The sequence below is a fragment of the Tolypothrix sp. FACHB-123 genome (assembly GCF_014697075.1).
Classification (GTDB): Bacteria; Cyanobacteriota; Cyanobacteriia; order Cyanobacteriales; family Nostocaceae; genus Aulosira.
The window spans coordinates 1-12,763 of sequence record NZ_JACJRE010000019.1; the positions used below are offsets into that span (position 1 = coordinate 1).

A 12,763-nucleotide genomic window follows, 5' to 3' on the forward strand; every position below is an offset into this window, starting at 1 on the left:
ATTTAGCTACAAAACATCCCTTATTTACACTGTTTAACTTCAAAGCAGACGACAAGTGTATAGATTCTTCATGCATAGATGAGGGGGAGAAAAGGGGTTGCCGAGAGCAACCCCTTTTCTCCCCCTTAAAATGATTATCATTCTTGAGAAAACCTGTCTCTTGTTTTTCTTGGAATAATTTATTCTTTGGAAGTCCCTTAACCATTACCGTCAGGATCATTAACTTGGAAAAGTCATCTAGGCATATCCGACGCCAGACCATTAATGCCAGATACAAGTAAGCTGCTAAACCGAAAAAACCTGAGTCTCCCCAGATTGCTGCCCAGCCAAACAAAGGAGAGAAAAAACTGGAGTCTAGATAACTACCACGCCATACAGACCAAACTGCTTGACTGCATGGATGAATAGTAGCACCAAGTGGTTCGAGTAAATTCCAATAGTCTCTTAGCATCCAACCACCTAATCGCCCAACGGTATGACCAGGGCCCAGACCGAGAAACCAGTTTAGTAATGATTTATAATATGATGGAATAATTCGGAAAGGTGATGTTTTAAGTATTGTGGCATCACCATTAGGTCCATAAATTTCTGGTCTGATCCAGGTTTTAAAAGCTCTAAAAGCTTCTAAATTTTCTATACACCAAAAAAGTATGTAGCCAATGAGGACAGCAGCAATTACATATTGCAATGTTAATTTAATATCTTTTACACTAATTAAAATTAGGATAGCCCAGGCTACTAAATATACCAACAGTACTTGTTTAGCATCAGCAAATAGAAGTACCAGAAACCCAGCGAAAACAAAGCCAGAGCGAATCAAAATTGGCATATTTTTCGCAGTAAAGAAGTAATATAAACTGAAAGACATGGCGACCATAGCAGAGACAACATGTCCACCGCCTGTGAGATAGAAGACTCCTTGAATGTTATCTTCAATAGTCATGCGATTTCTTTGCAGAATTCCAGTTTCTAAAAGAATTTTTTGGATCAAGGCCAATGAAATATGGATAATCATAAAACCCAGTATCCAGCGTCTAAATTGTTTCAAGCTTTCTAAAGAAAAAGGAATACAAATAATCGCTATTAACATGATGAATGGCTCAGCAAGTAACATAAATGCCACAAATACATTAATCAGACCTGCACCATTCAAAAGTGCGCTTGCGGTCATAACTCCTAGCAGAATTACTAGAGCAGACGTTAGCGACCAAGTAATTAAGATTTGCTTTCTGTTTTTAACTCTGGTTTTTGTGATGACAATGCCACATGCTAGGGGTACTATTGCGAAGTGAACAAAGTTGATCGGATCAGGTGCACCAACACTATTAATAATTCGCGGGAAGAAGGCGGTCGCAAAGGCTAGCAATACCAAAATTGTATTTTTGATATATCCCTGCTGAGATTTATAAACTGCTGTCTGTGCATTCATTTATTTTCTTTCCTCAGTTGGCACAACTTTTCATCAGTGATGCCAAGATTATTATGAAAAACTATGTCATTATTGTATATTTTTGAGCAAAATATTGTAATTACTGAGATTCAAGTACAGAAACAATCAATTGTCTGAAGTAGAGGTAGCTTGTGCTTGAAGATAAATTTCCATCATTCTTTGGTAGTTCTTTACAGCAGTGTACTTGGTTTCAAATTCGGCTCTTGCTTGTTGCCGCATCTGAGAGAGGTTAGAGGGATTGGCTAGCAGCCACTTTACCTTGGCTGTTAAATCATCAGCATCACCAGGGCGAAAATGCAGCCCAGTTCGACCAGAATCTACTAACTCTGCGATCGCACCAATATTAGCAGCAATTACTGGAGTACCTTTAGCAAATGCTTCAATGGCAACACGTCCGAAGGTTTCATACCATTTTGATGGAAAAACTAAAAACATTGCCTCCCCCATCAGGTCATGTACTTCGCTCATCGTTTTGCGTCCCAGCCATTCCACTTGTGGAAGTGTTTTTGCCGCTGCCAATACTTGGTCGGCTAAGGGGCCATCCCCTACAATTTTGAGAGGTATTTGTGTCCCAAGATGTTCCCAAGCTTGTAAAATTGTATCTAAACCCTTTTCCACTGAAAGTCTGCCGACAAACAGAGCATAGCCGCCACATCCATTACCAACAGTAGGTTCAAGACTGACAAAGTTTGGCTTGACCACAATTTTTTCTGCTGGTAAACCACCCGCAATAAATTTTTGTCGAGCAAATTCAGTCAGAGCAATGTATAAATCAACTGTTTTACTCCAAGTAGCCATCAGGCGATGTACAGTCAGCATCGTTGCAACACCGCCACTAGCGACTTTACTATCGCGGTAACAACCATGTACAACGCCAGAATAGGGAATGAATTGCCCTAAGCAATCTTCACAAACTTGCCCATCACGAAAAAATAAAGCGTTGGGGCATAACAGTCGATAGTTGTGTAAGGTCTGCACGACAGGAACACCTTCTGTTTTAGCTGCATAGTAAACTGAAGGTGAGACAATAGGAAAAAAATTATGAACATGAACCACATCAAAAGGTTTTGATGCTAGTAAACCCTTGACTGTTTGATAAGATTCATCAGACCAAACTGTTCTCGTAGCTATGTTTAATTTCCCTAAAACTGCTACTTTGTCATTATTTTCTTCATAAATTTCAACTTCATGTCCCATTTGTCGTAACAGGTTTACTTCTGCTTCAAAGCACTCATCTTCTCCTCCTTTAATTTGATAACGGTTGTGGATAGTCAAGATACGCATTAGCGTTGCTTCTCTTATGTATGGGGTATAATCTCAAAAAATTGTAGTTGCTATGTTGGAATCAAAAATTTGCGGTAGCCTGGACAGCTAAAAAGTGTAAAAAGAGCGATCGCCTTTTGCTTAAAAATCTTAAGGTTCAATAAAAACTACCGAGACGAGGTGATTGTCTCATACAGATGAACTAATTCCTTACCCTTAGCCTGCCAGCTGTGCGACTCATAGACTAATTTTTTTCCTGCTTGTCCCATCTGTAGACGCAAGTCTGCATCTTTTGCTAGGCGAATCATGGCTTCAGCCAAACCTTGAACAGCTTGCTCAGGATTACCCGGTGGGATTTTAAAGCCTGTGTCCTTTGTCACTTGTACAGCCGGGCCTCCTAAATTAAGACAAATTACTGGTCTTCCTGCTGCCATTGCTTCCATGCACACCCAACCTCCAGAATCATGTAAGCTAGGATGAACTAATACATGGCACTCTCCTAGTTTGCTTAAAGTTTGCTCACGGGGTAATCTACCCCAAAACTTGACTCTTGGAGCAATACCCAATGTTTCGGCGAGAGTCTGAAGCCGTTGTGATTCCGGGCCATCTCCAACAATCCAGTATTCTGCGGTTGCTAAATTGGCTTGAGCAAAAGCACGCAATCCCAAGTGGAAACCCTTCCAGTGCAGCAGCCGTCCCATGCTGATAAATCGGATGGGGGCACTATCGGGCATAGGATATTGACCAAGGCGTGCTATTTCTTCCTCTGGTAAACCAGATTCGGGTAAAATATCCACATCATTTACACCCATGCGATAAAGTCGCTGTGCTGTATCTTCTGTAGTTGCTCTGACTACAGCACTTTTTTTAGCAGTTAGATATACAAAAGGATCGAGTTCTCCAAATCCACGCACAATATTTCTAGCAATTTCGTAAGCCTTAGCACGTCCACTAAAATCTTGCCAAAACGATTTAGGTGCCGATTCGCCACCACCAACTGGCCCCCAAATGAAGGGAACTGGTAATAGTGAAAGGAAGCTAGGACTGGAATATTTTACAAAAGTAACGTGGTGAATTAAATCAAAGCCAATTTCACGATGTAATTTCCGGGCAATGAAATATGCTTGAATTTGCCAAAGGTAGTAATGGATTTGCATTGCTCCGGATTGCCCCCATCGCAAACTATCTTGCCAAAAAGGCAGGGTAAAGTAAACAAAATGCAAGTTGGGGACTGGGTTACGAGTTAATTCTGCTTCAATTATTTCTTTACTTTCATCCGGTCGAGTCAATACCCAGACTTTGTGATATTTAGCAATTTCCCTAGGAATATTCCAACCTACACCAGGCTCTGAGCCTCTACCAGGTTCACAAGAATAGGCTGATATCAGAACTTTCATACTTAGAATGCCTCTGAAAATTAAGTTAAACAATAGAAAGTTTTCTAGAATTATTGAGGAATATAATTTGTCACAATAAATTTTGCTCTAATTAGTTTGGGCTTTATTTTTCTCAAGTAGTTCCTCATATACTTCAGCGATTTTCTCTGCGGTTCTTTCCCAAGTAAAGGATTTTACTCTTGCCAAACCTGCATCTTTTAATTTTTGATAATCAATAGGGTTATTGTGGAGATGATATACTGCCTCGGCAATTTCCTGAGCATTTGTTGGATCAACTAAAACTCCCGCATCTCCTGCAACTTCAGGCATAGCAGAAACTTTGGAGGTAATTACTGGGGTACCACAAGCCATTGCTTCAAGAATAGTAATTCCAAATCCTTCGTGGGTTGAAGGAGCGATTAAGATATCAGCAGCATTATAAATTTGCACTAAAGTCTGTTTATCTGGTTGTCCGAGATAGGTAATATAATTTTCTAGGGCTTGCGTTTGAATATAGTTTTGCTCTTCTGAAGTAAATGCTGCACCTGCTTTCCAAAAATGAATGTTTAGTCCTTTTTGTTGTAATATTTTGACGACTTGAAGAATGGTAGAGATATTTTTCCGTGGGTGATTTCCGCCAACGTTCAGCAAACAGATAGTTTCTGGTGAGATTCCCTGTTTATGCCGAAAAGAGGCAATCTGATTGTCGGGTAATATGTGGAATGCAGACTCAACAGCATTGGGAGTGACGGTAATCTGCTGCGGATGAATGTTTAATATTTGTGTCACATCTTGAGCAGTGGCAGAAGATACAGCCAGAATATGGTTGGCATTCTGCATTGCTTTTACAGAGTGAAACCACAAATTGCTACTGACAAAAGGCACTTGCACTGAACCTTGAAGATTATCAGGATAAAAGTAGTTAATTAAGTCATGGCAAGTAACAACAATTGGTTTACCTTGGTTTTTTACCCAATTAACAATATGTCCCTCGCTATGGTCGATGATATGAAAAATGTCTGCTACTTGGTTTTGTATGGTGCGAGGAAATCCCCAAAAACGCTCATAAAATTTTTTCGCTCTCAGCAATAAAGAGCGGCTATTTCTATCTATGGAACAAGGTGCTAACTCCACAATTTCCCATTGTGGTCTCACAACTTTTAGTCCGGAGATTATGCCGTCGGCGTAAATGTCCATACTAAAATTAGGCATGGTACGCACAATCAGTACACGCATTAGTACCTCATTTGGTAATTAAATAAGTTCATCACAGTTAAACTCCACAGATTTAGTGATTAGCTATTGACGGTAGTTACATATTTTCCTATTTTTTGCTTTAGGACTCTGTTCCAGAGGTTGATTAAACGTTCGGCAATGCGTTCGTGGGTATAATTTTGAGTCACCCTGGTAATGCAGTAGTGCTCTAGTTCTTGTCGCCAATTGAGATCACAGATCATGCGCTCGAGAATTGCTGCTAATGCTTGGGCATTTCCTTCGGGAAATACTAAGTCAGCACGCCCAATGACGTTAGGAATTTCTCCACTATTAGAGCCAATTACAGGAACACCCATTGCCATTGCTTCGATTAGCACATGACCAAATTGCTCTTTCCAAGTAGAAGCAGTGCGAGATGGTAAAATCAATACATCAAACTGACTGATTTCTTCTGGTGCTTGTTTGTGGGATACCGATCCTCGCCAAATTACTAAGTCTGCAACTTGCTGTTTTTGAGCTTCTTGTCTAAGTGCGTCTTCATGGGAACCCGAACCACAAAGAATTACCTGAGACTTCAGTCCACGTTCTTGAAGTATGCGAGCGGCTGCCAATATAGTATCTATACCTTTTTCTGGGACTAATCTTCCTAAAAAACCGATGCGAAACTCTGGATTTTGGCGATCGCCTTGGCGTGGACTAAATAAACTAGTATCTACTCCCATCTGAGGGATGACTTCCATTAATCCGGTGTAACCCCACTTTTGCAGTAGATTAGCTCCGTCTTGGTTACCAGGAAGCATGAGTTTGGCTGTGTCGATCACAAATTGACGCACCCAACGGCGTGGCATGGATAAGGTTCTATCCATGTTCTCCCAACCGAAAACTACTAATGGCTTACCTGTAATTCGGCTCCAAAGTGCTAACTCAAAGGCACATAGGGAAAAGACTTCTTCTTCCACCTGCACCAAATCCGGTTGAAAATCGTTGACTACTTGCCAGATTTTCCAAGGTGCGTAGATATGAGCGCCACCTTTACCTGTAAACAACACGGGGGCTGTATAAACTTTAATTTTGGGGTAGGGTTTTTCTACTGCAAATACACGATTCCATTCTAGGGCTTTCCAGTTGCTAGGAGCCAGCAAGCCGACTTCTACTTCACCTGTTTGGGCGATCGCATTTAGCTTGCCTTGATTCACGCCAACTACGTATGTGTGGCTGATAAACAGTACCCGGAGTGCAGACACATTCTCGGCGATAGCTTGTTTCATGTTCTTATCACTCCTTTATTTAGTACAAAAATAAACATCTTCGGTGTTAGTATCTTCACTCACCAAGCGATATTTTTCGGCTAAATCCGTTCCTAGTTCTTGAATGTAATCATGTACTTGGACTTGAAAACCTGCTTCTAACCTATTTTTATAGTCTTGTCCGTAAAGCCGCACATGGTCTTTTTGACCGTAAAATTTGATTCTATCTGACTCAGAAGTAATCTGCGGATCTTCAAATGTTTCTGCTAAATTATTATCTAGATGTACTTGGAGAATTGCCCAACCATTTGGTTTGAGTACTCTGTAGAGTTCCCTCATTGCTTTACCGTCATCGGGGATACGCTCTAATACGTGATTGCAAAGAATTGCATCAAAAGATGCATCAGCGAAAGGTATATTGGGAATATTTATATTCATCATTACCCTTAAGTCAATCATGCTCTTATGTTCAATGCAAAAATATGTGATGACATCAATGAGGATCGATTTAGGTTTGTTGTAATGTGTGCAATATATCTGGTCTCAAGCGGTGGGGAATAGACAAAGATGGCTTGATTCTGACTGCAAGCAGATCGTGATAGCGAGAATAATCCTCCGGATCACTGAAATGATCTAAGTAGGTTTGGCTGCCTTTATTTTTGACTCCAAATAAAGTAAAGCCGTTCCCTGTCATTGACTCAAACAGATGTTTCCTTTCTTGTATTGGTAAGTGTGTATTTTCAAAAACAACAAAACGCATCTGTTGCTGCTGAATCAACCAGGGCAAAAGATAAGGTTCAGCCCCTTCCACATCAACCTTTGAGCCAAAAGACCTTCCAGCCAATAATGGAGGCAAATAGGTAGCGATGTTTTTGACCTCCAGGCGGATTTTATTTGCCGATTCCTGTTGGTTAAACACAAAGCTGGCTTCGCCTGAGTGATTGTCCAGCAAAGACATTTCGAGCACGTCGTCTCGATCCATCAAACCCACCTCATGAAGTTGGACGCGAGATAAATTTTGTTCTTCAATGGCAGCACGCAAGCGCTGACACAAATTTGGTTGTGGTTCAAACAAATACACACCACCATCAGCCCCCACAATATCGCTGCACGATAAACCAACAGCACCATAGTTAGCGCCAATATCCAGAAAACAATCTCCAGATCGCAACAAATAGCGACAAGTATCAACCACTTCTGGATAAGCCATGCCACACAGATACAGCATTCGTCCGTTATAGTCTTTGACATCAACTGTAATGAAGATGCCATTATCCAGCCGTGCAACCATCTGAGTGTAATGGTGTGGCAAAAACAATTTTATATATCGACTATTAGTTAGTTTTTTGTAGAGGCTTCTCTTGGTTGGTAGGATTTGAAAACAGTTTCTAATCAACTGTAAAACTAGTAGATTAAAACTAATTTTGGGAGAGCGAATTTCTTGCAGCATACTTAGGAATTGCTCCTTAAATCAAATAGTTTTTTAGACTTTTAATACATGTTCCAGTCCTGCTTTTTAGGGTTATAACTCTGGTGTTTTGCAGTTTCAATACCTTGGAGAATTGCCATTGCAGTTTGTTCCCAAGAAAATCTTTGGGTGACGCGATCGCGTCCTGCCATTCCCATTTGAAAAGCCTTGTCTGGATTTTCCATAGCTTCCACAATTGCATTGGCTAGCAAATCCACTCTTTGAACTGGTACTAACCATCCTGTTACTCCATTTTCAAGAATTTCTGGAATTGAGCCGCTATCGTAAGAAACCACTGGTAATCCAGAAGCTTGGGCTTCAGCGATCGCTCTGCCAAAAGACTCTATTCGTGATGGTAAAATTGCCAACTCAGCATCTTCCAGTTCTCGAATTAGTTCTTGGGTATTTAGCTGTCCCAACATTAAGACGTGGCTTTCAATTTGGTGTTCGCGGATTGCTTGCTTTATCTGGGCTTCATATTCCCAACCAGCTAATTTGAGAGTCCAATTTTTATAACCTTTGGCTGCTACTTGACCTAAAGCCGCAATCGCATCAAAAACTCCTTTAGGGGGAGCAAAGGAGCCGTAAAAAATCAAATTGGATACTGATTGTTTTGGCGATCGGTTAACTTTGCTAAATGCATCATCTATTCCGCGATGAGTAATTTTAATTTTTTCCTCATTGACTGCAAATAAATTCAGCAATTCTTGCCTGGTAAAATTTGAGGAAACAAAAATCACATCCGCACATTTAAAAAGTCGCCAACGAAACCAGCGATCGCTCAACCTTTTGATGGCTTGCAATCCTGTTTGCCGATTTACCCATGTTGTGTAAGAAGGATGAGCTGCTATCATCCCAAACACAATTTTTTTCGATTTTAATACTTCTGGTAAAAATGCAGCTTCATGTTCCCAGCTTAAAACTGCATCAACTGGCTTTTCTGTCAGCAGATTTTTGACAATCTTGGCAACTGAACTGCCATCCCAAAGATCGTGTAAGCGACTTGGTGGTGCGGGGATAACTGGTACTGGTTTACCTTTTAGTTTCTCAGTAGCAGCATCAGAAGAGACAGATACAATAATGACTTCATTACCCATCTGTTGTAGCTGATGAGCAATTTGTAAACAACTCCTCGTTCCTCCTCCTGGACTAGTAAGAGAGCGGGGATAAGTGATAATAATGCTTTTACTCATCTTCTACTTAGCTCATGTATACAAAAAAACAAATTTCAATTAGTTTTGACAACTTTAGATTTCATATAGTAGTAAGCTGCTCTTAAATTAATTTCCAGTTGTTCTACTAGGGAAGTAACATTCATATATTTTTCTAGAATTTCCTGGGTGACAGCATCTTTTTTATTGTTCTGCCATTTATTAGAAAGTCCCACAGAAACTAGCTTATTAGCAAATTTTTTCAACTCTGGAAACTCCTGTCTAATCCAAGAACCATTGCTTATATACTGCACAGCCCGAAGGCTTTGGTTATCAACTTTTAAAGTAGCTGCATTATTACCATGTATTCTGTGAAATGCTAAAACCTCACCAAGGAAGTAACCCTTGCTAAGTGCTACTGCCATAAATTTGAAATAGAAATCAGTAGATTTAACAGCTTTAGATATAGGCATAGGCAAAAATTTTGCTAATAGCGATCTTCTGAAGCATAATGCAGATGTTGCGGGAAGAGGAGGAGGAATTCTCCCTGATTTGACAACATCTCTAAAATCACATTCAATAGTAGGACGTTGCGTACTTAATTGGGGTAATAATTCCCCCTTTTCATCTACCCACCGGAGATTGTGAAAGCACCATTCCACTTCTGAAGAAGTATTAAATATTTCCACAACTTTTGCAACTTTTTCCGGCAGATAAATATCATCGGCATCTAAAAAGCAAATAATTTCTCCGCGACTAGCCTCAAAACCTGCATTGAAGCATGAACATTGTCCACCATTTTCTTTGAGGATAGGAACAATGCGATCGCCATAACTTGCTATAATTTTTCGGGAATTATCTTTTGAATCATCATCAACAACAATAACTTCAATATTTTTATATGTTTGATTTAAAGCAGTATCTATTGCTTCTTTCAAAAAACGTTCGTAGTTATAATTGTCGATGATTATACTAACTAGCGGTTTTGCTTCTATAGATGAGAAATTAGTTGAGGATGTCATATTGATGAATTAGTAGAAAAGGGAACTATAAATACAGATATAGATAATGTTAGAATTATGCCTAGCCATTTTACATGAGTTACAAATAATTATTTTCCTTGTCTTCCCTATCCTTTTTGTTCATATATCAAATAGGAGGGCTATCACAAATTCAAGCTCGCTTAGATTTACCTCCCATATATAATCTTAATTTTTCGGAAATATTTACATATCTTATAAAAAGCATTACCAAAGTAAACTGCAACTTTTGGCTAACTCCATGCAGTTTCTCATCGTTCCAAATTATATAAAAACTTCTAAAGGGAGGTTTGAAAGTTTCCAATAAATCTACTGCTATTTCCCTTAATGAAGGATTTTTACTCATCAAGCGATCGTGGCTTCCTCCAGCAAAACGAGCAACTCGCTGGCGAAGCTGGGAAAATGAATGTCTAGCAGGGTGAGCGACAAAAGCGTTATCGGCATAAATTTGCTGGTATCCAGCCGCGTAAACTCGCTGTCCCCATTCCCTGTCGCCACCAGACTTGAGAGTATCATTAAAACAACCAACACTGTCAATTACATATTTGAATGTAAAAAGATTTGCTGTAACACCATAGCGGCTTTGTTTTAAGCATCTTTCTTGGGGAAAATCCATAGCAATGCTTTCGTATAGTTCCACAGGAGTTGGCTTATCGGGATTTTGGAAAAAAAGGTCTATTTTTCCAGCCACTAATCCACAATTAGGTGTACTAAGCAGACTTTTCACTCCATTTTCAATCCAATTTACGGCTGGAATGCAATCTGAATCTGTAAAAGCTAAAATTTCACCTTTCGCAATTGAGATTCCTTTGTTGCGAGCCGCATAAGAACCAGTTTTTAGCTCTTGCGTAAAGACAGATTTATGAAATTTTTCTACAATACTTTTAATATCATCATCTGAACCATTATCAACTACAATAATTTCATACATATTATGTGGATAACTTTGGTTTTCTAAAGCTTGCAGGCAAAGCTTTAATCGTTCAGAATCATTAAATACTGGAATAATTACCGAAACAAAAGATAGTGTCATAAGGCTATACCGTTAATCATGCTCTATTTCAAAAATATTTACTTAGTGGATGCAGACTTAAAAATAGGGCTTGATATTACTTAATAATTAAGATAATGTTCATAAACATTAAGTGTTAACTTGGCAACATAATTCCAATTCCATTGGCTCGCTAACTTATAATTATAATTGCCCATATTAGATAGAACACTTCGTTTATCAACTACAGAACTCAAAGCTTTTAACAAACCTTCTTCACTATCTGGATCGTATAAAAAGCCTCCTTGATCGTTTAAAACTTCACCGATGTAGCCCTTATCCGGTGCAATGCAGACTTTGCCAAATGACATAGCTAAAATCAAAGCACCTGATGTAAGAAATTCACGATAGGGTAATGCAACTAGATCACAAGCATTCATATATACCTGAACTTCCTTATTCTCTACAAATCCAGGTATAAATTTAATATTTTTGTTATCTTCTGCTTCTTTGCTAAGTTGAGCAGCCATAACTTCATCACATGGTTTACCAGCGATTAAAAGGAATACGTCATCGTATTTTAGTTGCTTAAAGGCTTGTATTAGTTTCAATACACCTTTATAAGGATGAATTAATCCAAAAAATAATAATACTAAACTTGAATGGGGAATATTTAACTGCTTTCTTGCTTCTAGCTGGCTGATACTGTTTTCGTAAATATCAATGTAATTACCATGCGGGATGATAAAGATGTTATTATCTTTCCGTAAATAAAATGTTTTCATAACCTCATGTTTAGCTGATTCACTATGAACTATAAGTCCATGTGCTATTCTAGACACCAAAATAGAACCAAGTCTGTCTAGTATTAAGTGCTGATTTCTGTGATTTTTAAGATTATGAACAGTCCAAATAACTTTAACGTTTGTTAACCTCAAAATTAATAACTGAATAGTAAATAAAGTTAGTTTCAATAAAGACTTTAAAAAGCTAACTTTTCGTAAAAAGAAATGGTCTAGCCAATGTATGTGCAAGATATTGGCTTTTTTTTGTTTAATTGTGGATAATAAATTTAAAGTACTACAACTAGTAGGTTCTATGTTAACACCCAAGGCAATCAAGTTTTCAGTCAACTGTGTTTGATATGGATTCTCCTGAGTGTACCAGGGTGCAAATACTACTCGTAAGCTAGTCATTCTGTCATGATTTGTTGCTAAATTCATTATTTTCATAAACTATTTCTATGTTTTTCAAGTCGATCAGCAATGATTTAAACTGAAGTTCTAGTATACATTTCTAATCTTAGAACCATTTTTGAGAAGCTTCTTGCAAAAGAAGCAAATTTCTTTGCTAGGTATATATAGTTTCTAAAAACAATCACAAATTATTCCAAATTTGTAAAATTATGAGAATCCAAACTACTGCCTGTGCATAGAGAAAAAGATGTGTTTGATAGAAAAGGAACACCATAATAAAAAGGGTTTAATGGTTTAATTTTCATGCTTGTCTTTGAAAAAATTGGATTACATAAATGTCTGCTAAACTATATAATTTATCCAGAG

At 38.6% G+C, this 12,763-nt stretch carries 11 protein-coding genes; all 11 read right to left on the minus strand.

Annotated elements, in window-relative coordinates; genetic code table 11:
• The coding region (locus H6G41_RS14400; protein WP_190746872.1) for a hypothetical protein at positions 1-1,429 on the minus strand (1,429 nt) is incomplete at its 3' end.
• A 126-nt stretch (positions 1,430-1,555) separates the two neighbouring features.
• Positions 1,556-2,734: a glycosyltransferase family 4 protein gene (locus H6G41_RS14405; RefSeq protein ID WP_190746873.1), complete on the minus strand. Its 1,179-nt coding sequence runs from the start codon at positions 2,732-2,734 to the stop codon at positions 1,556-1,558.
• 146 nt (positions 2,735-2,880) lie between these two features.
• Complete coding sequence (locus H6G41_RS14410; RefSeq protein ID WP_190746874.1) at positions 2,881-4,110, minus strand: glycosyltransferase family 4 protein; 1,230 nt, start codon at positions 4,108-4,110, stop codon at positions 2,881-2,883.
• An 87-nt stretch (positions 4,111-4,197) separates the two neighbouring features.
• On the minus strand, positions 4,198-5,325 hold the full coding sequence (locus H6G41_RS14415) for a glycosyltransferase family 1 protein (RefSeq protein WP_190746875.1): 1,128 nt from the start codon (positions 5,323-5,325) through the stop codon (positions 4,198-4,200).
• A 59-nt stretch (positions 5,326-5,384) separates the two neighbouring features.
• The gene (locus H6G41_RS14420) at positions 5,385-6,572 is read right to left on the minus strand and encodes a glycosyltransferase (RefSeq protein WP_190746876.1); all 1,188 of its coding nucleotides are present in this window, start codon (positions 6,570-6,572) and stop codon (positions 5,385-5,387) included.
• Between the two features lie 15 nt (positions 6,573-6,587).
• Complete coding sequence (locus H6G41_RS14425) at positions 6,588-7,010, minus strand: class I SAM-dependent methyltransferase (protein WP_242037930.1); 423 nt, start codon at positions 7,008-7,010, stop codon at positions 6,588-6,590.
• 49 nt (positions 7,011-7,059) lie between these two features.
• Positions 7,060-7,842 carry an FkbM family methyltransferase gene (locus H6G41_RS14430; protein ID WP_190746877.1) on the minus strand — a complete coding sequence of 261 codons (783 nt, stop codon included), beginning with the start codon at positions 7,840-7,842 and terminating at the stop codon, positions 7,060-7,062.
• A 200-nt stretch (positions 7,843-8,042) separates the two neighbouring features.
• Positions 8,043-9,212: a glycosyltransferase family 4 protein gene (locus H6G41_RS14435; RefSeq protein ID WP_190746878.1), complete on the minus strand. Its 1,170-nt coding sequence runs from the start codon at positions 9,210-9,212 to the stop codon at positions 8,043-8,045.
• Between the two features lie 35 nt (positions 9,213-9,247).
• Complete coding sequence (locus tag H6G41_RS14440; protein WP_199316171.1) at positions 9,248-10,108, minus strand: glycosyltransferase; 861 nt, start codon at positions 10,106-10,108, stop codon at positions 9,248-9,250.
• 235 nt (positions 10,109-10,343) lie between these two features.
• Positions 10,344-11,243, minus strand: coding sequence for a glycosyltransferase family 2 protein (locus H6G41_RS14445; RefSeq protein ID WP_190746880.1), 900 nt, complete (start codon positions 11,241-11,243; stop codon positions 10,344-10,346).
• Positions 11,244-11,323: 80 nt separating this feature from the next.
• Positions 11,324-12,433: a glycosyltransferase family 4 protein gene (locus H6G41_RS14450; protein WP_190746881.1), complete on the minus strand. Its 1,110-nt coding sequence runs from the start codon at positions 12,431-12,433 to the stop codon at positions 11,324-11,326.
• Positions 12,434-12,763: the final 330 nt, after the last annotated feature.

What these genes read in the sequence shown, in the direction of transcription:
- H6G41_RS14445 (WP_190746880.1), bottom strand. Translation starts at nt 11,243, where the DNA reads ATGACACTATCTTTTGTTTCGGTAATTATTCCAGTATTTAATGATTCT.
- H6G41_RS14430 (WP_190746877.1), bottom strand. Translation starts at nt 7,842, where the DNA reads ATGGTTGCACGGCTGGATAATGGCATCTTCATTACAGTTGATGTCAAA.
- H6G41_RS14415 (WP_190746875.1), bottom strand. Translation starts at nt 5,325, where the DNA reads ATGCGTGTACTGATTGTGCGTACCATGCCTAATTTTAGTATGGACATT.
- H6G41_RS14410 (WP_190746874.1), bottom strand. Translation starts at nt 4,110, where the DNA reads ATGAAAGTTCTGATATCAGCCTATTCTTGTGAACCTGGTAGAGGCTCA.
- H6G41_RS14405 (WP_190746873.1), bottom strand. Translation starts at nt 2,734, where the DNA reads ATGCGTATCTTGACTATCCACAACCGTTATCAAATTAAAGGAGGAGAA.
- H6G41_RS14450 (WP_190746881.1), bottom strand. Translation starts at nt 12,433, where the DNA reads ATGAAAATAATGAATTTAGCAACAAATCATGACAGAATGACTAGCTTA.
- H6G41_RS14435 (WP_190746878.1), bottom strand. Translation starts at nt 9,212, where the DNA reads ATGAGTAAAAGCATTATTATCACTTATCCCCGCTCTCTTACTAGTCCA.
- H6G41_RS14425 (WP_242037930.1), bottom strand. Translation starts at nt 7,010, where the DNA reads ATGATTGACTTAAGGGTAATGATGAATATAAATATTCCCAATATACCT.
- H6G41_RS14420 (WP_190746876.1), bottom strand. Translation starts at nt 6,572, where the DNA reads ATGAAACAAGCTATCGCCGAGAATGTGTCTGCACTCCGGGTACTGTTT.